General features: G+C 67.8%; 22 protein-coding genes. 12 read left to right on the top strand and 10 right to left on the bottom strand.

The features are described from left to right. Nucleotides 1-2 precede the first annotated feature (2 nt). From SP5_RS01645 to SP5_RS01620, 6 genes are all read left to right on the top strand, one after another. On the top strand, nt 3-719 hold the full coding sequence (locus SP5_RS01645) for a biotin--[acetyl-CoA-carboxylase] ligase (RefSeq protein WP_042483173.1): 717 nt from the start codon (nt 3-5) through the stop codon (nt 717-719). 9 nt (nt 720-728) lie between these two features. Then, nucleotides 729-1,508: a type III pantothenate kinase gene (locus tag SP5_RS01640; protein ID WP_042483169.1), complete on the top strand. Its 780-nt coding sequence runs from the start codon at nt 729-731 to the stop codon at nt 1,506-1,508. Nucleotides 1,509-1,644: 136 nt separating this feature from the next. After that, on the top strand, nt 1,645-3,279 hold the full coding sequence (locus tag SP5_RS01635; RefSeq protein ID WP_042483168.1) for a ribonuclease J: 1,635 nt from the start codon (nt 1,645-1,647) through the stop codon (nt 3,277-3,279). Nucleotides 3,280-3,283: 4 nt separating this feature from the next. After that, on the top strand, nt 3,284-3,559 hold the full coding sequence (locus SP5_RS01630) for a DUF1467 family protein (RefSeq protein ID WP_042483165.1): 276 nt from the start codon (nt 3,284-3,286) through the stop codon (nt 3,557-3,559). A 1-nt stretch (nt 3,560) separates the two neighbouring features. Further along, nucleotides 3,561-4,286 carry a helix-turn-helix transcriptional regulator gene (locus tag SP5_RS01625; RefSeq protein ID WP_042483162.1) on the top strand — a complete coding sequence of 242 codons (726 nt, stop codon included), beginning with the start codon at nt 3,561-3,563 and terminating at the stop codon, nt 4,284-4,286. A 32-nt stretch (nt 4,287-4,318) separates the two neighbouring features. Continuing rightward, the gene (locus SP5_RS01620) at nt 4,319-4,687 is read left to right on the top strand and encodes a VOC family protein (protein WP_042483159.1); all 369 of its coding nucleotides are present in this window, start codon (nt 4,319-4,321) and stop codon (nt 4,685-4,687) included. 117 nt (nt 4,688-4,804) lie between these two features. Here SP5_RS01620 and SP5_RS01615 read toward each other — a convergent pair whose 3' ends face one another. Next, entirely contained in the window at nt 4,805-7,129 is a 2,325-nt protein-coding gene (locus tag SP5_RS01615; protein ID WP_245613365.1) for a coiled-coil domain-containing protein, read from the bottom strand. A gap of 102 nt (nt 7,130-7,231) precedes the next feature. On the opposite strand from SP5_RS01615, the gene SP5_RS01610 reads away from it, so the two are divergent. The 4 genes from SP5_RS01610 to SP5_RS01595 are packed head-to-tail and all read left to right on the top strand — an operon-like array spanning nt 7,232 to nt 11,201. Then, nucleotides 7,232-7,525, top strand: coding sequence for a hypothetical protein (locus SP5_RS01610; RefSeq protein WP_042483156.1), 294 nt, complete (start codon nt 7,232-7,234; stop codon nt 7,523-7,525). 54 nt (nt 7,526-7,579) lie between these two features. Beyond that, nucleotides 7,580-8,764, top strand: a complete 1,185-nt coding sequence (locus tag SP5_RS01605; RefSeq protein ID WP_042483152.1) for a hypothetical protein — start codon at nt 7,580-7,582, stop codon at nt 8,762-8,764. Between the two features lie 35 nt (nt 8,765-8,799). Beyond that, nucleotides 8,800-9,852, top strand: coding sequence for a hypothetical protein (locus tag SP5_RS01600; RefSeq protein ID WP_042483150.1), 1,053 nt, complete (start codon nt 8,800-8,802; stop codon nt 9,850-9,852). Next, the gene (locus tag SP5_RS01595; protein ID WP_369386063.1) at nt 9,849-11,201 is read left to right on the top strand and encodes a sensor histidine kinase; all 1,353 of its coding nucleotides are present in this window, start codon (nt 9,849-9,851) and stop codon (nt 11,199-11,201) included. Before SP5_RS01600 ends, SP5_RS01595 begins: the two co-directional genes overlap by 4 nt. Nucleotides 11,202-11,317: 116 nt before the next feature. Here the strand turns inward: SP5_RS01595 and SP5_RS01590 are convergent, their stop codons facing one another. The 3 genes from SP5_RS01590 to gltX are packed head-to-tail and all read right to left on the bottom strand — an operon-like array spanning nt 11,318 to nt 14,253. Next, nucleotides 11,318-11,527 (bottom strand): hypothetical protein, encoded by a 210-nt coding sequence (locus SP5_RS01590; protein ID WP_042483146.1) that lies wholly within the window; start codon nt 11,525-11,527, stop codon nt 11,318-11,320. 3 nt (nt 11,528-11,530) lie between these two features. After that, nucleotides 11,531-12,814 (bottom strand): citrate synthase, encoded by a 1,284-nt coding sequence (locus SP5_RS01585; protein ID WP_042483143.1) that lies wholly within the window; start codon nt 12,812-12,814, stop codon nt 11,531-11,533. A 2-nt stretch (nt 12,815-12,816) separates the two neighbouring features. Further along, the gene (gene gltX / locus SP5_RS01580; protein WP_042483142.1) at nt 12,817-14,253 is read right to left on the bottom strand and encodes a glutamate--tRNA ligase; all 1,437 of its coding nucleotides are present in this window, start codon (nt 14,251-14,253) and stop codon (nt 12,817-12,819) included. Nucleotides 14,254-14,331: 78 nt separating this feature from the next. On the opposite strand from gltX, the gene SP5_RS01575 reads away from it, so the two are divergent. Beyond that, entirely contained in the window at nt 14,332-16,416 is a 2,085-nt protein-coding gene (locus SP5_RS01575) for a ComEC/Rec2 family competence protein (RefSeq protein WP_174435493.1), read from the top strand. Between the two features lie 153 nt (nt 16,417-16,569). On the opposite strand, the gene lexA is transcribed toward SP5_RS01575, so the two are convergent. From lexA to SP5_RS01545, 6 genes are all read right to left on the bottom strand, one after another. Next, nucleotides 16,570-17,250 carry a transcriptional repressor LexA gene (gene lexA / locus SP5_RS01570; protein ID WP_042483139.1) on the bottom strand — a complete coding sequence of 227 codons (681 nt, stop codon included), beginning with the start codon at nt 17,248-17,250 and terminating at the stop codon, nt 16,570-16,572. Between the two features lie 55 nt (nt 17,251-17,305). After that, nucleotides 17,306-18,481, bottom strand: a complete 1,176-nt coding sequence (locus SP5_RS01565) for a molybdopterin molybdotransferase MoeA (RefSeq protein ID WP_439645592.1) — start codon at nt 18,479-18,481, stop codon at nt 17,306-17,308. Between the two features lie 63 nt (nt 18,482-18,544). After that, on the bottom strand, nt 18,545-19,012 hold the full coding sequence (gene moaC / locus SP5_RS01560; RefSeq protein WP_042483133.1) for a cyclic pyranopterin monophosphate synthase MoaC: 468 nt from the start codon (nt 19,010-19,012) through the stop codon (nt 18,545-18,547). Further along, nucleotides 19,009-19,785 (bottom strand): indole-3-glycerol phosphate synthase TrpC, encoded by a 777-nt coding sequence (gene trpC / locus SP5_RS01555; protein ID WP_042483131.1) that lies wholly within the window; start codon nt 19,783-19,785, stop codon nt 19,009-19,011. The genes moaC and trpC overlap by 4 nt, the downstream gene beginning before the upstream one ends. Further along, nucleotides 19,782-20,777 (bottom strand): anthranilate phosphoribosyltransferase, encoded by a 996-nt coding sequence (trpD, locus tag SP5_RS01550; protein ID WP_042483126.1) that lies wholly within the window; start codon nt 20,775-20,777, stop codon nt 19,782-19,784. The genes trpC and trpD overlap by 4 nt, the downstream gene beginning before the upstream one ends. Beyond that, nucleotides 20,774-21,388 carry an anthranilate synthase component II gene (locus SP5_RS01545; protein ID WP_042483123.1) on the bottom strand — a complete coding sequence of 205 codons (615 nt, stop codon included), beginning with the start codon at nt 21,386-21,388 and terminating at the stop codon, nt 20,774-20,776. Before SP5_RS01545 ends, trpD begins: the two co-directional genes overlap by 4 nt. A gap of 209 nt (nt 21,389-21,597) precedes the next feature. Between SP5_RS01545 and SP5_RS01540 the strand changes: the two genes are divergently transcribed. After that, a complete protein-coding gene (locus tag SP5_RS01540) occupies nt 21,598-22,038 on the top strand; it encodes a hypothetical protein (RefSeq protein ID WP_042483119.1) in 441 nt (146 codons plus the stop codon). Nucleotides 22,039-22,106 lie beyond the last annotated feature (68 nt).

Below are 22,106 nucleotides of genomic sequence, written 5' to 3'. Positions count from 1 at the left end.
GATTGCTGCACGTCCCGGAAACGGGATCGACCAATGCCGATCTTCGCCAGCTTGCCGAGGCGGGTGGCGTAGACGGTCATTGGGACGGCCTCTGGCTCCGCGCCGACCGCCAGAGGGCGGGGCGCGGACGCCAGGGGCGGGAATGGTCCTCGCCCCCCGGAAATTATTACGGATCGACGCTGGTCCGCCTGCGCCCCGGTGATCCGATGGCGGCCACGCTGGCGCTGGTCGCCGCCGTGGCGATCGAGGACGCGGTTCGGGCCTGTCTTCCCGATATCGGCACGCGTCTTGTGCTGAAATGGCCGAACGATCTGTTGATCGACGGCGCCAAATTGTCGGGCATCTTGTTGGAGCGTACGGGTGATGCGGTCGTCATCGGCATGGGGATCAACCTGGCGTCGGCCCCGGACCTATCCGACCGCGCCACGACCGCGCTTGGCGATCATGGCGTCACTGTCTCGCCCCAGACGATGCAGGCGCTGCTCGCCGATGCGATGACCCGTTGGCTCGCGATCTGGCGGGAGCAGGGGCTGTCGGCGATCATCACGCGCTGGGAGGCCCGGGCGCATCCGCGCGGCACCGCGCTGACCGCCAGACTGCCGGACGGGCAGGCGCTGACCGGCGCCTTTGACGGCTTGGCGAGCGACGGCGCTCTCAGGCTCAGCTTGGCGGACGGCTCTTGCCATGTCATCCATGCCGGCGATATTTTCCTGATCTGAAGGACGCCCATGCTGCTTGCGATCGATGCCGGGAACACGAACGTGGTCTTTGCGCTGCTCGAAGGGCGGACGATCAAGGGCCGCTGGCGGATCGCCACCGATCCGCGCCGCACCGGTGACGAATATGCGGTATGGCTCAGCCAGCTGCTGGCGCTGGAGGGCTATGCGCGTGAGGATGTGACCGGGGTCATCATCGCCACCGTCGTGCCGCGTGCGCTGCACAATCTTCAGGTGCTGGCGCAGAAATATTTCAAGGTCGATCCCTTGATTGCGGGTCGCGCGCCGGTCGAGTGGGGTATCGCGATCGACGTCGACGAACCCGCCTCGCTGGGCGCGGACCGGGCGGTCAACACGATCGCGGCGCATGAACTCTATCCCGGTGACCTGATCACCATCGACTTCGGCACTGCGACGACGTTCGACATCAGCGACTATCAAGGCGCGTATAAGGGTGGGATCATTGCGCCGGGCATCAACCTGTCGCTCGACGCGCTGGTGACTGCCGCCGCCAAGCTGCCGCGCATCGCCATCGAGGCGCCGGAGAGCCGCAGCGTGATCGGCCGCAACACGGTCGACCAGATGCATATCGGCATCTTCTGGGGCTATGTCGCGATGATCGAGGGGCTGGTCGCGCGGTTGAAGGCCGAGGTCGGGCGGCCGGTCAAGGTGCTGGCGACCGGCGGGCTGGCCGCGCTTTTGGCCCCCCATACCGATGTTTTCGATCATATCGAACCCGATCTGACCATTCAGGGGCTGGCGATCCTGTGGGAACGCGCCCATATCAGGTGACGAGTTTCGGACCATGCAGCCCGCGAGATACCGCTGGGCGCGAAGGTCCGCGAAGAAATGACCGCGCCCTGACCGGCGCATCCCTATCGCCCCGAACCCGCTTTCAGCGGGGTGGGCGTCCATTGTCAGGAAGTGAATGACTCCCAAGAAAGAATTGCTGTTCTGCGCGCTCGGTGGATCGGGCGAAATCGGCATGAACGTGAACCTGTACGGCACCGAAGGTAAGTGGGTGATGGTCGATTGCGGCATCACCTTCGCCGATCCGGCCTATCCCGGCATCGACGTGATCCTGCCGGACCTGAGCTTCATCGAGGACCGGCTGGACGATCTGGTCGGCATCGTGCTGACCCATGGTCACGAAGACCATATCGGTGCGCTGCCCTATCTGGCCGAAGACCTGGGCGTGCCCATCTATGCCACCGCCTTCACTGCGGGCCTCGTTCGCGGCAAGCTGGAGGAAGAGGGCAGCGCCAACCGCGTCAAGCTGCGCGTGATGGAGACGGGCAAGACGTTCGAGGTCGGCCCGTTCGACTTCACCTTCGTGCCGCTGTCGCACTCGATCCCCGAGGCCAATGCGCTGCTGATCGAAACGGCTGTGGGCCGTGTCTTCCACACCGGCGACTGGAAGCTCGACCAGACGCCGGTCATCGGCAAGCCCGCTACCCCGGCGCAGCTGGCGTCGATCGGCGACATGGGCGTCGACGTGCTGGTGTGCGACTCCACCAACGCCTTCAACACCGAAGCTTCGGGCTCGGAAGCGAGCGTTCGTCCCGGCATCGCCGAGACGGTCGCCAAGGCCAAGGGCCGCGTCGTCGTCACCACCTTCGCCTCCAACGCCGCGCGTCTGGTGACGCTGGGCGAGGTCGCCAAGGAGACGGGGCGCAAGCTGTGCGTCACCGGCCGTTCGCTCGACCGGATCCTGAAGGTCGGCAAGGCCTGTGGGTACTTCAAGGGTTTCCCGGAGACGGTGGATCCCGAGACCGCGATGCGCCTGCCCAAGGACCGCGTCCTGATCGTCGCCACCGGCGGACAGGGCGAACCGCGTGCGGCGCTGTCGCGCATCGCCGAGGGCAGCCATACGATCCGGCTCGACACCGGCGATACCGTGATCTTCTCGGCGCGCCAGATTCCGGGCAACGAGACGGCGGTCGGCCGTATCCAGAACATCCTGGCGGGCAAGGGCGTCCGCATGGTCACCGAGCGGCAGGCGCATGTCCATGTCTCGGGCCATCCCGGCCAGCCCGAACTGGCCCAGATGTACAAATGGCTGCGCCCCCGCACGCTGATGCCGGTGCATGGCGAGATGCGCCACATGATGGAACATGCCCGCTTCGCCACGACGCAGGGCGTGCCGCAGACCATCGTCCAGTCGGATGGCGACATGGTCCGCCTGCTGCCCGGCAATGCCACCAAGATCGGCAATGTGCCGGTCGGACGGCTGGTGCTCGACGGCGACGTCATCCTGCCGTCGGACGGCTCGACGATGAACGAGCGGCGCAAGCTGGCGATCAACGGCCAGATTTCGGTCGGCGTCGCGGTCGCCAAGGGGCGGCTGGTCGGCAGCCCGCAGGTTCGCGTGCAGGGTGTGCCCGTCGAGGACGAACGCGATGCCTTCATCGCCGAGGCGGTGGCGGCTGCGGCCAAGGCGGTGGACGGCCCGCGCCGTGCGACCGACAAGCTGCGCGAAGACATTCGCCTGTCGGTGCGCAAGGTCGCGACGCGGTGGACCGGCAAGAAGCCGATCGTCGACGTCCTGTTGATCGAGGGCTAAGACCATGCACTGGACGTCGGCGCTCGCGATCTACGTCCTGTTCTGGTTCCTCGCCGTGTTCCTGGTCCTGCCCTTCGGGGTCAGGACCACGCATGAGGCGGGGGGCGAGCATATTCCCGGCACCGCCGAGAGCGCGCCGCATGTCTTCCTGATCGGGCGCTTTTTCCTGCGCACGACGATCGTGGCGACGGTGATGTTCGTCCTGTTCTACCTCAACTATGTCTATGGCTGGATCACCGCGGACATGCTCGACTGGAGCGGGGTGAGCCGGGGCGTCTGACATGGCGCGTGCGTCCCGCCTGTTCGACCTGCTGCATCTGCTCCACCGCCAGAGCGGCGTCGTGTCCGGGCGGCATCTGGCCGGGGAACTCGGCATTTCGCTTCGTACATTGTACCGCGACATCGCCACGCTCCAGGCGATGGGCGCGGATGTCGAGGGCGGGGCGGGGGTCGGTTATCGCCTGAAGCCCGGTTTCATGCTGCCGCCAATGAGCTTTCCCGTCGAGGAGGTCGAGGCGTTGGTCCTGGGCGCGCGCTGGGTCGCGGAGCGGGCGGACCCGGCGATGGGGCAGGCGGCGCGCAGTGCCGCGGCGCGGATCATGCGTGCGATGACGGCGGAGCAAGCCGATGCGATGCGCGATACCGCTCTATTCATCGGCTCATGTTCCGAGACTTATGAGGCGGAGGTCGACCCCGCACCGCTGCGGGCCGCGATCCGCGCGGAGCGCCGTCTTTTGCTGGTGTATCGCGATGCCACGGGCGAGACGTCGGAGCGGATGATCTGGCCGATGGCGATCGCGCTGTTCGACCGCGCCGATGTGCTGCTGGGTTGGTGCGAGTTGCGCAGCGCCTATCGCACGTTCCGCATCGATCGGATCGTCACCGCCCGGACCATGCCCGAGCGCTATCCGCGTCGTCGCGCGGTCATGCTCCGCGAATGGCGTGAGGCGGAGGGCATTCCGCAGGAGCGTTTCCTGCTGACGGAAACTGACGCAGGCGTCGGATAGGCGGTGCTCCTCTCGAACGAAGGAGCTTTGCCATGACCTGCCCGACGACCACCATCCTGCTGCACATCGCCGATATGGGCGTCAGCACCGACTTTTATAGCGGGATATTGGGCCGCGATCCCGTCGACGCGGGCGATGCCTTTACCCTGTTCGCCCTCGACTCAGGCACGACGCTGGGTCTGTGGCGGCGCGATGTGATCGAGCCGGTGGCCGACGGGGAGTCGGGTGCCATCGAATTGGGATTCCGGCGGAACCATGACGGCGTGGATGCGTGTCATGCGGACTGGCTGGGCAAGGGCGTGGCGATGCTGATGCCGCCCACGGATCGCCCGTTCGGGCGGAGCTTCGTCGCGCTGGATCCCGATGGGCATCGGTTGCGGGTCTATGCGCTGAACGGGTAAGGGGCGTGGCCTTCGACTTCGCTCAGGCTGAACGGCGGCAGGGGGCAAGGTTCGACCGCCAGTTTTCCGCCCTCCGTTCGCACTGAGCGAAGTCGAAGTGCAAGGGGCGGCCCCAGGTTACCGCAACCGCTCGATCGCCTGGGCCAGTGCGACATAGAGCTTGCCCATATCCGACGACAGCAGCGTTACGCCCAGCGGGGACCCGTCACGCTGCGCCAACACGCCGCGCAGCATCGCCTCGAAGTCATGGATATAGCGGTTCACATGATCGCGGAACTTGGGGTCCTCGTCATAAAGATCGGCGATGCCGCGCGCCTGATGCGAGTCGAGGATACGCACCGCACGCCGGGTAAAGACGCCGCGATCCCCCTTCAGATAGGCGGCCCAGGCGCTGTCGGTGACTTCGGGGGCATAGATTTTGGTGATGTCGATCGATGCCGAATTCAGCGATTCGACCAGCAGCGAGGCGCGGCGCGCGAAATTGTCGCGATCGGCTTCCTCGCGCTCGGTCCGCGCTTCCTCGATCCGCGATTCGACGACGGTCGTCTTCTCGATGATCAAGTCGGCCTGCCGCGCCAGCCGCTCGGTCGCGCGCGTGGCGGCTTCGACCGCGTTCTGGGTGGCGTCGACGATGGCATGAACCTGCCGCTCGACGGTGTCGCCGGTCGCGCGTCGCATCGCCTCGGCACTGGCGATTTCCAGCGCGCTGGCGGCCTGGGGAATGACATCGGCCAGCGTCTCGCGCGCCTTTTCGGCCGCCGTGGCGGCGGTTTCGCGGACGCGCAGCAAGGCATCGACCAGCTTCGGCGCCGCCTCATCGGCGAATTGGTGCGAGCGTTCGATCGTCTCCTCGACCATCATGCCCAGCGCATCGGCCTTGGCCCGGCCGGTCGACAGGGTTTCGAGCAGCGAGCCCGACAGCGTCTCCAGCGTCTGGCGCTGCTCGGCGATGACGTCGGCGATCGCTTCGATCGCCTCATGCGTGCTTTCGGCTGCGGCAACCAGTGCCAGCAATTCGGGCTTCGTCTCGACGACGACCTGATGGCTGGCGTGCATCCGCTGGTCGAGCCGTTCCAGCGCCTCGGGCAGCGTCTCGTCGATCTCGCGCGCGGCGGCATCGAGTGCGATCAGCAGTGTCTCGGTCGTGCCGATGACGCGGTTGGCCATGGTTTCGCCCGCCTCCAGCGCGCCGGTCATCGCATCGGCTGAGCCGCCCAAGGCACTGATCGAGGCGGCGAGCATCTGCGACTTTTCGGTGCCCTGGCTGTGCAGCACCGCGATGCGCGTCTCGACCCGCTCCAATTCGATGTCGAGCCTGTCGATCATCGTCTCGCCGGCGATCCGCTGCGCCTCGAGTTCGGCGGTCAGGCGGGCGACGGCGCCGTCCACATGGGTCAGGCGCTCGGCGAGCGCGTCGGCGCTGTCACGCGCGGCGCTATCGAGCGCGGCCTGGTTCGCCGCGACCATCGCCAGCATCTCCTCGCCCTGGGCGGCGATGCCCAGGCGCGACTGGTCCATGGCCTGGGCCGTCCGGTCGAGCAGCACGTCGATCGTGGTGGCCAGCGTGCCCGTGACTGTTTCCAGATGCGCGCCGGCGACGCGACTGGTTTCCTCCATCTGCTCGATATGCGTGGCCAGCCGGAGTGCGGCGCCGCTGGCGATGGTATCCGCATCCTGCCCGCGCCGACCCAGCGCGACGAACTGGGCGTCCAGTTCCATCGCATGGGTATGCGCCGAGCGTGCCGCCTCCGCCATCCGGTCGGACGCCTCGCCGATCTCCTCCGCCGCGCGGGGCAGCGCGTCGAGCAGCTGGGTCATGCTCGACTGGCTGGTCATGGCGATATCGGCGAGCGTGCGGCCATGCGCCTCGACCATCTGGATATCGTCGGTCAGATCACGGGCGATCGTCCTGAAGCGCGTCTCGGCGGCCTGCGCCATTTCGGACAGCGCGATCGCCTGGGCCGACAATTCGAAGCGGTTGGCGGACAGGGCCTGACCGATCGCGCCGACCGCGCGCTCCAGCGCCGCCGCTTCCTCGCGCATGTCGCGCGCGGTCAGGGCGAAGCGGCGTTGCTCGGCGCGGCTGTTCCGCTGGCCGACCAGCCACAGGACCGCGATCAGCATCGGCCCGGCGATCGCGAGCGTGCCCAGCGGTGCCATCGTCGTGGGGGAAAGCACCGGACTGGCCGAGATGCCCCAGAACAGAATGGCCGCTGCCCACAGAACCGACACCAGGATCGCGGCGATCAGCGGCCAGCGCGCAGGCGAAGGTTCCTCATCTCCGGCCAGCGCGGTGCCTTCGTCCAGCCAGACGCCGAAGGGCGGGGGATCGGCGGCAGGTGCTTCTCCGGCCGGGGGCTGGGCGGCATAGTCCGGCATATCCGCCTCTGCGTTCGGCATGTCCGACCTGTCCTGACGCTCTGCGCGCATGTCGACGATCATCTTGGCCCCCGTGTCACAATGGGCCGGTTTATCACGTTTGCCGATGGCAGAAAGCGAATTGCGCTATTCCGTGCAACCCCGGTTCGGGTTTAAGCGAAGACAATGACCTATGAGCACGGAACGATCGATTCTACCCTGGCGGCGGTGGCGGGTGACGAACCGGCCGTGATCCAGGAGTTGCGCCACGCCTTTGTCGAGGGTGTGACCCGTGCGATGGAAGCCATGCATATGGCCGAGGAAGCCGGCGAATGGCGCGAGGCGGCGTTGCGGCTGAAGGGGCTGGCGGCCAGCGTCAATGCCCTGCCATTGATGACGCTGGCGGCCCAGGCCGCGGAACTGGAAAGCCCGGACGCGCAGTTGCTCGACCGGATCGGGGATCAGGTCGCGCGCCTTTGACACTTCGCGGGGTCGGGGCTGGCATGGCGCGCCTCTAGCGCCTAACAGCAGGCGATGCTTTCCGGTCTTCTCTTTGCGATTGACGATGCCGACGACCGCCCCGGTCGGCTGACGGCCACCCTGCCGTTCGCGGGTGTCACCCTGATCGAGTATCAGGCGCGCCTGCTGATCGCCGCGGGGGCTGCGCAGATCATCATCGTCGTTGCGCGCCTGACCCCGGAACTGCTCGGCGCGATCGCCCGAATCGCCCAGCGCGGGGTGGTGGTCGACACGGTGCGCAGCGCGGTCGAGGCGTCGGAGAAACTCCACCCCCTGTCGCGATTGCTCGTGCTGGCCGATGGCCTGATCACCACCGAGGATACGATCGCGCTGGTCCTGCGCGATGCCGGGCATGACGCGCTGATCGTGTTGCCCGAGGCGGGGGCCGAAGCCGGGCTGGAGCGGGTCGGCGGCCAGATGGCTTGGGCGGGCGTCGCGCGGCTCGATCCGCGCCGCGTCGCCGAAGTGGCGGCACTGCCCCGCGATTATGACCTGCAATCGACGCTGTTGCGCCTCGCGGCACAGGCGCGGGCGACGCATATCCTGCTGCCCGCCGATGCGGAAAAGGCCGGGCATGGCATCGTTCACCGCGCCGAGGCGCTGGAGGCGCGCGGGCGGGCGGTCGTCGCGCGGCTGGTGTCGGGGCGGCGGAGCTGGTTCGATCGTTATATCCTGGCACCCATCGCACGCCTCGCGCTGCCGCGCTTGGTCGAGCGCTCGGTCCCCGCGCATGTCGCGGGCGGGGTCGGGGCCGGGCTGGGGCTGCTCGGACTGGTCCTGATCCTGTCCGGTCTTCCGGCTTTTGGCCTGCTGATCGCCATTGCGGGAACGCTGGGGCTGGGCCTTGGCGAGACGCTGGCGGGATTGCGCGACGAACAGGGCGCGGCGCGCGCGGGGTCGGCGGCGATCGCGGCGCTGTCCGGGCTCGCCGTGGCGGCGCTCGGGTTGCAGGATTTCCGTTTGTCGGGCGAGGATATCGCGCCGGTGCTGGCCTTGATGCTGATCATTCTCGGTATCTTGGCGGAGCGGGCCGGGCTGTATCGCTTTCGGCGCCGCTGGTGGGCCAGCCCGCCCGCCTATCTGCTGGTGCTTTTCCCCGCCGCGCTGGTCGGCATCGCGCCCTGGGGCCTCGCGCTGGCGAGTATCTATGCGATCGTCACTTTAACGTCCGCAATCGAGACATTGCGCGCCCAAGTTTAGTGTCGCTTTAACATCAAAGGGGTTAGCGGTGCCCCATGGCGGTCGAACCGGACCCACATCACGCCTCCCCATGGCAAGCCACGCGACTGTCCGACCGCGTCGCGGCGGCGCGCGCGCGCGCGGCGGGACGGCGACGGGGCGCAGTGCTCGACCTGCGGCTGGATGCCGAATCGCGCCTGAGCGATCAGGTCCGGTTCGAGGTGACGGGGCGGTTGCATCATTTGGTCGAGGCGATCGCCCGCGATCTGCTGCAACAGGCCGATCGGCTCATGCCGGAGGGCGCGCAACACCCCCAGCCGGAAGAGGTCTTGCGGCGCCTTTATCGTGCGGATGCGCTGACCGACCCGGCACTGGTCGACAAACTGGTGGCGCAGGTGCGGCAGGGCCTGATCGCCCGTGCGCTGCCCATCGAGAACATGGCCGGTGATGCGCCAAGCTTGCTGGTCCGCCTGACCGAAGCCCCCGACCGGATCGTCGCCGCGGCCGCGCGTGCGGTGCTGCTGGCCGAGGGGCGTGCGCGCGAGGTCGATGAAGCGGCGGGCCTGCCGACCCGACTGCACGAACGACTGGTCTGGACCGTGGCGGCGGCCCTGCGCGAAGGCGACGATCCCGCCTGGGACCGGGCACTGGCGCAGGCGGTCGAGCGTGTCCTGGCGGCGCGCGATGACGGTGAACGGTCGGGCCTGCCCGCGATGCGGCTGGCGGGGGCGATCGACGCGCGGCCGGGCGAATTGCCCGACCTGCTGCTCGAAAGCCTGTCCGACCGGCAATTGGGTTTGTTCGTCGCCCTCCTCAGCCATGCGCTGGGCATCGAGCATGACATGGTCCGCGAGATCGTGCTGGAACCCGAAGGCGACCGGCTCTGGCTCGCGCTGCGGTCGCTGGACCAGGATCGGCCGGTGATCGCGCGGATCGGTCTGTCGCTGTGCGAGGCGGACGCGCGGCGCGATGTCGATGGCTTTGCCGAGGCGCTGGACGCGATCATGGCCATTCCCGCCGAAGAGGCCCGCCGGGCCATCGCATCGCTAAGCCTGCCCGCGCCGTTTCGAGAGGCCATCGAGCGGCTGGAAGGCTCCGATCGCCGATGAGCTCGATGGATAGCCCCGGCGAGTCGATGGTCGCGCGTGCCATTCTGGATGCGAGCGATCACATCCTGTCGGCCGATCCGCCCATCGAGCTGCTCCATATGCGCGCGGGCGGCAGCGTCAGCGACTGCCTGGCAGTGGCACCCATCGCCCGGGTCGCCCGGCTGGCGCGACGGCTGGGCATCACGGTGTCGCGGCAGGTGATGGTCGCCGATGACGAGGGCGATCTCGATCTGTGGGTACAGGCTCGTCCCGAAACCGGGCAGATCCGCCTGAGCGTCAGCGGCTGGCGTGATCGGGACGCGTGGAAGCCGGGCGCGCTGCCACCCGATCATGCCGCGATGGGGGCGGATTTCCGCTGGGAAACCGATGCGGCGCTTCGTCTGACCTTCGTGTCGCCGGGTGCCGGGATGCGCCATGGTTTCGATGCGCAGGCGATGCTGGGGCGGCCTTTGGCGGCGCTCTTCGCGTTCGACTCGGGCACGGCGCTGCTGGACGAAGGCGCGCCGCTCGACGGGCGGGGCGCCCGGTTGCGGCCGACCGATGCGCCGGTGCGGTTGTCGGCGGCGATCCGTCATGATGCGATGGGGGGCATCGCCGGGCTGGTCGGCGCGACCTATCTGATCGACGAGCCGGGGGAGGGCACGGATGACGCCTTGCTGCATCCCGGCGGGTTGCCGCTGACCGAGACCTTTACGGCCGGACTCGACCGCGCCCTGCGCACGCCGCTGGCGCGGATCGTCGCCAATGCGGACAGCATCGCGGCGCGCAGCGACGGGCCGATTGCCGCCGAATATGCCGAATATGCCAATGACATCGCGCATGCCGGGCGGCATCTGATCGGGCTGGTCGACAATCTGGTCGAATTGCAGGCGATCGAGCAGCCCGATTTCCGGCTGGCGGCCATGCCGATCGATCTGGCGGATGTCGCCCGCCGTGCTTCCGGCTTGCTGGGCGTACGCGCCGATGCCGCCAGCGTGACGATCGGTCGTCCTGCTGCGGATGAGGCGATGCCCGCCATTGGCGATTTCGGCCGGTGTCTCCAGATCCTGCTCAACCTGATCGGCAATGCGATCCGTTACACCCCGCGCGGCGGCGAGGTGGTCGTCACCGCCGAGCGCGACGGGGACTGGGCGGTGGTCAGCGTCGTCGATCATGGCAAGGGCATCGCGCCAGAGGACCAGACGCGCATTTTCGAAAAGTTCGAGCGGGTCGATCCCGGCGAGCCTGGTGGCAACGGCCTGGGTCTCTATATCGCGCGCCGTCTGGCACGGGCGATGGGCGGGGATTTGTCGGTGGAAAGCGTGCCGGGCGAGGGGGCGACCTTCCACCTTCGCCTTCGGGCGCGCTGAATATTGGTGATGGCCCCCCCTTTGGGGCGGGGCTGAAGTCGTTTTCGACAGATCCTGTTCGACCAGCAAAAAGGGCTCCCTAAGGAGCCCTTTCCACTGCCGGCCTGGTGGACCGCTCAGCGCCGCCGGGGCATCCGCCGAGCGACCAGGATCAGCGCCAGTCCCGCAACCGCGACAAAGGCGCCGCGATCCGCCCATTCGCTCCGGCCGAGCATGAAGCTCTGTTCGGGCCAATGGATATAGCCCAGGCCCTGACCGATCCATAATCCCCCCGTCAGCGCCAGCATGACGCCGATGGCGATCAGGATCGGCCGGACCCGGTTCATGGCTTAGCGCTTCTCGACCGGAACATACGAACGCTGCGTCGGGCCGGTGTAAAGCTGACGCGGGCGGCCGATCTTCTGGTCGGGATCGGTGATCATCTCGTTCCACTGCGCGACCCAGCCGACGGTGCGGGCGAGCGCGAACAGCACGGTGAACATCTCGGTCGGGAAGCCGATCGCCGACAGGATGACGCCCGAATAGAAGTCGACGTTCGGGAACAGCTTCTTCTCGACGAAATATTCGTCGTTCAGCGCGATCTCTTCGAGGCGCAGCGCCGTCTCGAACAGCGGATCATTGACCTTCAGTGCGTCGAACACTTCGCGCACGGTCTTCTGCATCACGGTCGCGCGCGGGTCGTAGTTCTTGTAGACGCGGTGACCGAAGCCCATCAGGCGGAACGGGTCGTTCTTGTCCTTGGCGCGGGCGATGAACTCGGGGATACGCTCGGGCGTGCCGATCTCGCGCAGCATGTTGAGCGCGGCTTCGTTCGCGCCGCCATGCGCCGGACCCCAGAGGCAGGCGATGCCCGCCGCGATGCACGCGAACGGGTTGGCACCCGATGAGCCAGCCAGACGAACGGTCGAGGTCGAGGCGTTCTGCTCGTGATCGGCGTGCAGGATGAAGATGCGGTCCATCGCCTTTTCGACGGCCGGGTTCACCTCATACGGCTCGGCCGGAACGCCGAAGGTCATGCGCAGGAAGTTGCCGGTGTAGGACAGCGAGTTGTCCGGGTACAGGAAGGGCTGGCCCACGCTGTACTTATACGCCATCGCCGCGATCGTCGGGATCTTGGCGATCAGGCGGTGCGAGGCGATGGTGCGCTGCACCGGGTCATGGATGTCGGTCGAATCGTGATAAAAGGCCGACAGAGCGCCGACGACGCCGCACATGATCGCCATCGGGTGCGCATCGCGGCGGAAGCCACGGAAGAATGCCGCCAGCTGCTCATGCACCATGGTGTGGCGCGTGATGGTCGTGGTGAACTCGGACAGCTCGCCCTGGTTGGGCAGCTCGCCGTTCAGCAGGAGGTACGCGACCTCCATGAAGCTGCTATTCTCGGCCAGTTCGCCGATCGGATAGCCGCGGTGCAGCAGGACGCCTTCGTCACCGTCGATATAGGTCAGCTCCGACCGGCACGACGCGGTCGAGGTGAAGCCGGGATCATAGGTGAAGGCACCCGTCTGCGCATAGAGCTTGCGGATGTCGACCACGTCCGGGCCGATCGAGCCGGACATGACCGGATAGTCAAAGCCCTTGCCGCCGATTTCGAATTTCGCGGTGTCGCTCATACTCAGTGATCCTTCCTATCTGCGGTCATCTGGTCCGCAATCCGCCCCAGGCTTTCCTCGCGGCCCAGCAAAACGAGCACGTCGAAGATTCCCGGAGACGTCTTGCGTCCGGTCAAGGCAGCGCGGAGCGGCTGGGCGACCTGACCGAGCTTCACGCCCTCGGCTTCGGCCACTTTGCGTACCGCGTCTTCCAAAAGCTCCGTATCCCAGTTGTGCACCGCGTCAAGCGCGGTGTGAACGGAAAAGAGAATGCCCCGTGCCTTTTCATCGAGCAAGCCGGTGGCGGCGTCGTCCAGGCTCAACGGACGGGTCGCGAAAAGGAAGCGCGCGCCGTCGGCCAATTCGTTCAAATTGGCGGCGCGCGGCTTCAGCGCGGGCATGGCGGCGGTCAGCAGCGCGACGTCCTCGACACCCATCCGCTTGGCGGTCAGCTCGGCCAGACGTGCGTCGTCGGCCTCGCGAATATAATGGCCGTTGAGATTTTCGAGCTTCTTCAGGTCGAACCGCGACGGCGCCTTGCCCACGGCGGCGAGGTCGAACCACTTCACCGCTTCGTCCCGCGCGATGATCTCGGCATCGCCATGGCCCCAGCCCAGGCGGAGCAGGTAATTGTCGAGCGCTTCGGGCAGGATGCCCATCTCGTCGCGATACGCCTCGATCCCGACCGCGCCGTGCCGCTTCGACAGCTTCGCGCCGTCCGATCCATGGATCAGCGGGATATGCGCATAGATCGGCTCGGCCCAGCCCATCGCCTTGTAGATGGGCAGCTGGCGAAAGGCGTTGTTCAGGTGATCGTCGCCGCGGATGACATGGGTCACGCCCATGTCATGGTCGTCGACCACGACCGCCAGCATATAGGTCGGCGTGCCGTCCGAACGCAGCAGGACCAGGTCGTCCAACTCGGCATTCTGGACGGTGACGCTACCTTGGACCCGATCCTCGATCGTCACCGAACCCTCGCGCGGGGCGCGCAGGCGGACGACGAAGGGCTGGCCCTCCGGCGCGGTGGCGGGATCGGCGTCACGCCAGGGCGAACGGATGCGAAGCGGCTGCTTAGCGGCCTGTGCCGCTTCGCGCTGGGCGGCAATCTCTTCCTGCGTCATGTAGCAGCGATAGGCATGGCCCTTGGCCATCATCTCGCGGGCGACCTCGGCATGGCGGTCGGCGCGGGCGAACTGGAACACGGCGTCGCCGTCCCAGTCCAGGCCCAGCCAGCGCATGCCGTCCAGGATCGCGTCGATCGCGGGCTGGGTCGAGCGGGCGCGATCGGTATCCTCGATCCGCAGCAGGAACTTGCCGCCATTCGCCCGCGCGAACAGCCAGTTGAACAGCGCGGTGCGCGCGCCGCCGATGTGAAGGAATCCGGTCGGCGAGGGCGCGAAACGGGTCACGACTCCGCTTATGGTCGATCCGGTGGCGATATCATGTGTTGCGCTCAACCGCGCATACTCCCAGCATAAGATTCGATGGCCCAGTCAGCCGCCGCAGCCCCTAGCACCATGCGTCCGCGCCGCCAAATGCCGCGCCTTCGCGTGGTGGAGCAATGGGCCGAGGCCGAGCGGAACCAGATTCCGTTATGGACGCCGGTGATGCTGGGGGCCGGGATTGCGGCGTGGTTCGTGCTGCCCGACCCGCGAGCCTGGGCGGCAGTGGTGCTGGCGGCCGGGGGCGTCGGACTGGCGGCGGTGACCCTGTCCGATGGCGGGCGGGTGATGCGCGCCATCGGTGTGGCGGCGATGCTGGTCATGGCGGGAATGCTGCTGGCCTGGGCACGCGCCGAGTCCGTTCGCGCGCCTGTCCTCGCGCGGCCGGTGATGGCGGATATGGTCGCCGAGGTGGAGGCGGCCGAACCTTTGGCGGCGCGGCAGATCGTCCGGCTGATGCTGCGGCCTGTACAGGCGCAGGATGGGCACGGGCGGCGTCTAAGGCTGCCGCCGCGGCTTCGAATATCGTTGCCGCAGGAGGACGCGCCGGCCGGATTGGGGCAGGGCGCACAGGTCCGGTTGCGGGCGCGGCTGATGCCCCCCGCCGGGCCGGTCGCGCCCGGAGGCTATGATTTCGCGCGCGCGGCCTGGTTTCAGGGGATCGGCGCCACGGGACGCGGTTTTGCGCCGGTGCGGATGCTGCGTTTGGCCGATCAAGGCCCCGGTTTGCGCCAGCGCCTGTCGCAGCGGATCACGGCGCAGGTTCCGGGCAGCGCGGGCGGGATCGCGGCGGCGCTGGCGACGGGCGATGTCGGCGCGATCGCGCAGGACGATGCGGAGGCGATGCGGCGCGCGGGGCTGGCGCATCTGCTGTCGGTCAGCGGCCTCCACATCACGGCGGTCGTCGGGATCGTCATGGTGCTGACGATCCGACTGCTGGCGCTCTGGCCATGGCTGGCGTTGCGGGTTCGGCTCCCGTTGATCGGCGCGGCAGCGGGGGCGGTTGCCGCCGTCGGATATACGTGGCTGACCGGATCGGAGGTTCCGACGATACGGTCCTGTGTCGCAGCGATGCTGGTCCTTGCCGCCCTGGCCATGGGGCGGGAGGCGATGACGTTGCGCCTCGTTGCGGCGGGGGCGCTGATCGTGCTGATCTTCCGGCCCGAGGCGTTGGTGGGTGCCAGTTTCCAACTGTCCTTCGCGGCGATCACCGCCATTGTCGCGCTGCACGAGCATTCCGCGATCCGCCGCGGGCTGGGGCCGCATCCCGATTGGCGCTGGGCGGCCCTGCGGCATCTGGGCGCGTTGCTGCTGACCGGATTGGTGGTCGAGGCGGCGCTGATGCCGATCGCCATCCATCATTTCCACAAGGCGGGGCTCTACGGCGCGCTGGCCAATATCGTGGCCATTCCCTGGACGACCTTCATCGCCATGCCGCTGGAGATGGTCGCCTTGTTGCTGGAGCCCATGGGGCTAGGTGGTCCTGTCTGGTGGTTGCTGGGTCAGGCCCTGGGCCTGTTGCTGGAACTGGCTCATGCCGTGTCCGCCACCCCGGGATCGGTGGTCGCCTTGCCCGTGGCGTCGGGATGGGCGTTCGGGCTGGCGGTCGTGGGGGGACTATGGATCGCGCTTTGGCGGACCCGGTGGCGATGGCTCGGGACGCCCGCATTGATGGCCGGGCTATCGGTCATGCTCGCCGCCCCTGCGCCCGACCTCATCGTGACCGGTGACGGGCGCCATGCCGGGATCGCGATGGGGCAGGGCATGGCGCTGCTGCGTGACCGGGCGGGGGATTATATGCGGACCACCCTGTCCGAACTGAGCGGCACCGATGCCCAGCCGATGGCGCTGGCCGATCAACCGGCGGCGCGTTGCGGGCGGGATATGTGCGTGACCGTTCTGGAGCAGGGCGGACGGCGCTGGCGGATCGCCGCGACGCGCAGTGGCTATCCGGTGCCATGGACAGAATTGGTCGCGCTTTGTGGCCAGATGGACATCATCATCGCCGACCGTCGCCTGCCCGATGCGTGCCGGCCGCGCTGGTTGAAACTGGACAGCACTGTCTTGAAGCGGACTGGCGGGATATCCATCCGGCTCGATCCCCCCATGGTGGGGGTGATGCGCCAACCCGGCGATCGACATCCATGGTCGATCGCCGGACAAGGCGCAGGGCTATAGGCCTCTTCGTCAACCAGGCGCGATGTACTGGACAGCGTTCAAACCGTCTTCGCAGGCGGAGGCGTTACGCTGTCCAGAACCGGATAAGAATGCCTGGCGCCGACCGGCTCCATTTGCCATGGCCGAGCGGTCCGGCGGGATTTTGCGCTGCCCTTATTCGTAGCGGCGCAAGATGCCCGATAACTTACCTTGCACCCGGACCTGCGCGGGCGCGTAACGCTGCGGATCATAGGCCCGGTTGGCGGGGTCGAGGCGGACCATCGAGCCCTCCCGCCGGAAATATTTCAGCGTCGCTTCGCTATCATCGATCAGCGCGACCACGATCTGTCCGTCGCGCGCGACGTCGGTGCGGCGGATCAGCGCATAGTCGCCGTCCAGGATACCCGCCTCGACCATCGAATCGCCGGATACTTCCAGCGCATAATGCTCGCCCGAGCCCAGCAGCGCGGCGGGCACGGCCAGCATCGCGCTGTCTTCGAACGCTTCGATCGGCAAACCGGCGGCGATCCGGCCGTGCAGCGGGATTTCGACCACGTCATTGGCGGGTTCGATCGCCGGACGCGCGGCGGGCGTACGGATGTTGCCGGACGCGGGTTCCGCCGCGGCAGGCTTCTCGGGCCGGTCGGGCATCCGCAGCACCTCCAGCGCACGGGCGCGATTGGGCAGGCGGCGAATGAAGTGGCGTTCCTCCAGCGCGGAAATCAGGCGGTGGACACCCGATTTGGACTTGAGGTCCAGCGCCTCCTTCATCTCCTCAAAGGACGGCGAGACGCCGGTTTCCTTCAAACGGTCGTTGATGAAGCAGACAAGCTCATGCTGCTTTGCGGTGAGCATCGCGATCCTCCGTCCAGAACAGACGTGGAACTTATATGGAACGTTTTGGCTTGCGTCAAGCGAGCATCAGGATTTCCGCCGAGTCGCCCATCGCGGCGGCGGGGGCATGGGGCGGGCGGATGATCAGGCAGGTCGACCGCGCCAGGGTCAGCAGCATCGAGCTGTCCTGAATGGCCGCCGCATGGACCCGCCCGTCGAACATCGCGGCGCGCAGATAGTCGATGCGCGGACCATTGGCGGGCAAATCCTCGCCCAGCACGGCGGGAATGGGCTTGGGCAGGGGATCGGCGGCGCCCGCCAGATGCGCGATCAGCGGCCGGACGAACAGCGTCGCGGTGACGAAGGCCGAGACGGGATTGCCCGGCAGGCTGAGCGCCACCGTATCGCCCAGTCGCCCGGCCATCATCGGCTTGCCGGGGCGAAGCGCGATGCGCCAGAAATCGACGCTGCCCCCGGCCGCCTTCAGTGCGGGCTGGACCAGGTCATGATCGCCGACGGAGGCCCCGCCGGTCGTGACCAGCAGATCGGCCTCGACCGAGGCGAAGGCTTCGCGCAGCGCCTCCAGATTGTCGGGCAGGATGCCCAGGTCGATGATCTCGACCGGTAGGTCGGCAAGCATCGCCGCCAGCATCACACCGTTGGATTCGGGCAGGGCGGTGGGATCGGTGCTGCCGGGCGGGACCAGTTCGTCGCCGGTCGCGGCAATCGCGACCCGGACGGCCGGTCGGACTGGCAGGGTGGCGTGACCACCGGTCGCCGCCACCGCGATCCGCGCAGGGGTCAATCGCTGCCCGGCGGCGACCAGCGTGGCGCCTTCGGAAAAGTCCAATCCGCGCCGCCGGACATTTCGACCCTGATGGGCGGGGCCTTCACCTGCCAGCGTCAGGGTTGCGCCGTCACGTGCGGCTTCCTCCTGAACGAGAACGGTGTCGGCACCGTCCGGCAGGGCCGCCCCGGTAAAGATGCGCGTCGCCTGTCCGCAGTCTACCGAACCGGCATAGGGCCGCCCCGCCGCGCTTTCGCCGATGACCGTCCACGGCCCCGGCATATCCTCGAAACGGATCGCATAGCCGTCCATCGCCGACAGGTCGTGCGCTGGCTGGGTCCGCCGCGCGGTCACGTCTCGGGCGGCCCAGCGCCCGGCGGCTTCGCGCAAGGGCAGTTCGACGACGGGGCGCGTGCTGCCCAGGGCGAGCAGTCGGGCCTGGGCTTCGAGGACGGGGAGAAGAATGACGGTCGCTCCTTTTGGCCCTAGGACGCTTTCGGGCAGCGTCCGTTCCGCGTATCGGAAGCGTCAGGCGTGCCAGTCGCCCGACTTGCCGCCCGTCTTGGCGATCAGGCGAATATCACCGATCACCATGCGCTTATCGAGTGCCTTTGCCATGTCATAGACGGTCAGCAGCGTCGCCGATACGGCGGTCAGCGCCTCCATCTCGACGCCGGTCTGGCCCGCCGTGGCGGCGGTGGCGGTGGCGGTCACGCCTGCTTCGTCCAGCGCCAGGTCGATCTCCACCTTGCTCAGCGGCAGGGGGTGGCAAAGCGGGATGAGGTCGCTGGTCTTCTTGGCGGCCATGATGCCCGCCACCCGCGCGACCGCCAGCACATCGCCCTTCTGGACACTGCCCGCGCGGATCGCGGCGGCGGCGTCGCGGCTCATGGTGATGCGACCTTGCGCCACCGCCTGGCGCGCCGTGACCATCTTGGCCCCGACATCGACCATGCGGGCCGAACCCTCTTCGTCGAGATGGGTGAGGCCGCTCATCCGATCAGCGCGCGGGTCGCCGCCTCGACATCCTGCTGGCGCATCAGCGCTTCGCCGACGAGGAAGCAGCGGATGCCGTGCGCGGCCATCGCGTCCAGATCCTCACGGCTGGTCAGGCCGCTCTCGGCCACGAAGGTGCTGCCGGCGGGGGCATGGGCGACCAACTCATAGGTGCGCTGAAAATCGACGGTGAAATCCCTGAGATCGCGGTTGTTCACCCCGATCAGCCGGGATTTCAGCCGCCCCGCGCGCTCCATCTCGGCGGCGTCGTGGACCTCGACCAGCGCGTCCATGCCGCACTCGATCGCCGCTGCCTCGATCTCCTGCATCTGGGTGTCGTCCAGGGCCGCCACGATGATGAGGATGGCGTCCGCTCCCAGCGCGCGCGATTCATGTACCTGCCAGGGATCGACCATGAAATCCTTGCGTAGAACCGGGATCGACACGGCTGCGCGGGCCTGTTCCAGGAACACATCGGCCCCCTGGAACCATCGCTCGTCGGTCAGCACCGACAGGCAGGTCGCGCCCCCCGCTTCATAGGCGCGGGCATGGGCGGGGGGATCGAAATCGGCGCGGATCAGGCCCTTGGACGGGCTGGCCTTCTTCACCTCGGCGATCAGCGCATGGCCGGTCTTGGCGTCCAGCGCGGCACGGAACCCGCGCGGCGCAGAGACGGTCGCGATCTTGGCGTCGAGGTCGGCATGGGACATGGTCGCCTTGCGCGCGGCAACATCGGCGCGCTTGGTTTCCAGGATGCGGTCGAGCATCGTCATCGGTAAGCAATCCATCGATCGAGAAGCGCCGCGGCCTCGCCGGTATCGATGGCGCGGGCGGCGGCGACCGCGCCTTGGCGAAGGTCGGTGCTATGCCCGGCGACCAGCAGCGCGGCGGCGGCGTTGAGGAGAACCGCGTCGCGATACGCGCCCGGCTCCCCGGCGAGAAGGCGGCGAAGCGCCTCGGCATTGTGCCGCGCATCGCCGCCACGAATGGCAGTGATGGGATGGCGGGGCAGGCCCGCATCCTCCGGCGTGATGGTGGCGGGCGCGGCAATGTCGCCGACCGATACCGCGATGCTGGGGCCTGCGCCGGACAGCTCGTCCAGCCCTTCCTCACCCGAGACGACCAGCGCAGCCTCGGCCCCCAGCAGCTCCAGCGCCTCGGCATAGACGGTCGCATAGTCGGGCCGCGCGATGCCGATCAGCTGCCGCCCGACATGCGCCGGATTGGCGAGCGGACCCATCAGGTTGAAGATCGTCCGCCGCCCGATCGCACGCCGGATCGGGGTGATCCGCGCCATGGCCGGATGGTGGTTGGCGGCGAACAGGAAGGCGATGCCGATATCGTTGAGACTGGCCTGCGCCACCGCCCCAGCGCGTTCCATGTCGAGGCCGAGCACTTCCAGCGTATCGGCCGCACCCGCCTTGGACGAAGCGGCGCGGTTGCCATGCTTGGCGACCGGCACGCCCAGCGCCGCCACGACCAGCGACACGGCGGTGGAGACGTTGAGGGTATGATGGCCGTCGCCCCCGGTCCCGCAGACATCGACGGTCCCCTTGGGTGCTTCGATCGGGATCAACCGCTGACGCATCGCCCGGGCGGCCTCGGCGATTTCGATCGAGGTTTCACCGCGCTCGGTCAGGCCGATCAGGAAGGCCGCGATCGCCGCATCCTCGGCGCGACCGTCCAATATGTCGGCAAAGGCCGCGGCCGCCGTCTCGCGCGACAGCGGGCTGGCGGCGTCTGGCAGAAGCGCGACAGTCGTCACGCGGCGTTTTCGACCGGCGGGCGCAGCCGCTCGGGCAGCTCATGCGCCACGCCCGCTTCGCGCAGGAAGTTGGCGAGCATGGCATGGCCATATTCGGTGGCGATGCTCTCGGGGTGGAACTGGACGCCGTGGATGGGCAGCGTCGCATGGCGGAAGCCCATCACCGTCCCGTCCTCGGCGCGCGCATTGACGACCAGGCTGTCGGGCACATCGTTGACGATCAGCGAATGATAGCGCGTCGCGGTGAACGGCGAGGGCAGGCCCCGGAACAACCCGGTCCCGTCATGCAAGACCGGCGAGGTCTTGCCGTGCATCAGGCCGCCACGCTCGACCAGGCCGCCGAAATGCTGGCCGATCGCCTGATGGCCCAGGCACACGCCCAGCAACGGGCGGCCCGCGTCGGCGGCGGCGGCGACCAGGTCCAGGCTGACGCCCGCCTCGGTCGGCGTGCAGGGGCCGGGGGAGATGAGAAAGGCTTGCGCCCCCGACGAGAGCGCTTGGCCCGCCGAGATCGCGTCGTTGCGGACCACCTCTACCTCGCTGCCCAATTCCTGAAGATAATGGACGAGGTTCCAGGTGAAGCTGTCGTAATTGTCGACGACCAGGATCATGGCACCGCCATAGCCGATCGCGCGGGCGGTGCAACGCCCCGTTCACATCACCCATGCCAGGCGGTGCGATCGCCGCGACAGTGGCGCAATGTCCGATCATGCGACATAACGCCGCAATTCCGCCGGAAATCGGCCTTTACCGGGCTTCGTTCAGCATGGAGCCATGAAGGGCGTCCGACGTTGTCAGGCGATAAGGAGTTTTCGTCACCATGGTTCGAGCCGCCCTGATTGCCGCCCTGTTGCTGACCCCGGCGACGGCTTTTGCCCAGCAAGCGGCGATCTCGGACCAGGTGCAGGCCAGCACCGGCCAGCCGCCCAAGCGGGTGCGCAACGTCACGCTGACCGGCGACCAGAAATGCCCCGAGAGCACGGCGGAGGAGGTCGTGGTCTGCGGCCGGGACGACGAACCCTATCGGATTCCCAAGGCCCTGCGTGACGACAAGCCGATCCCGGCGCAGAACCAGAGCTGGGTCAACCGCGCCGCGACCATGGATCAGGTCGGTCGCGTCGCGGGCGGTATCCCGGACACCTGCTCGCCGGTGGGCACGGGCGGCCAGAGCGGATGCAGCATCCTGTGGAACCAGCAGTACCAAGCCGACCGCCGTGCGCGCCGCGCCGAGGCGACGCCGCCTGCGGGCGACGGGGAATAAGGGCGAACTGCCTGCCCGCAATCCTCGATCGCAAAACGTGCGTCTGAAATCATCCCTGGCCCTCACCT

The organism is Sphingomonas parapaucimobilis NBRC 15100 (genome assembly GCF_000787715.1).
Taxonomy (GTDB): domain Bacteria; phylum Pseudomonadota; class Alphaproteobacteria; order Sphingomonadales; family Sphingomonadaceae; genus Sphingomonas; species Sphingomonas parapaucimobilis.
This window is presented reverse-complemented; position numbering and strand designations above follow the sequence as displayed.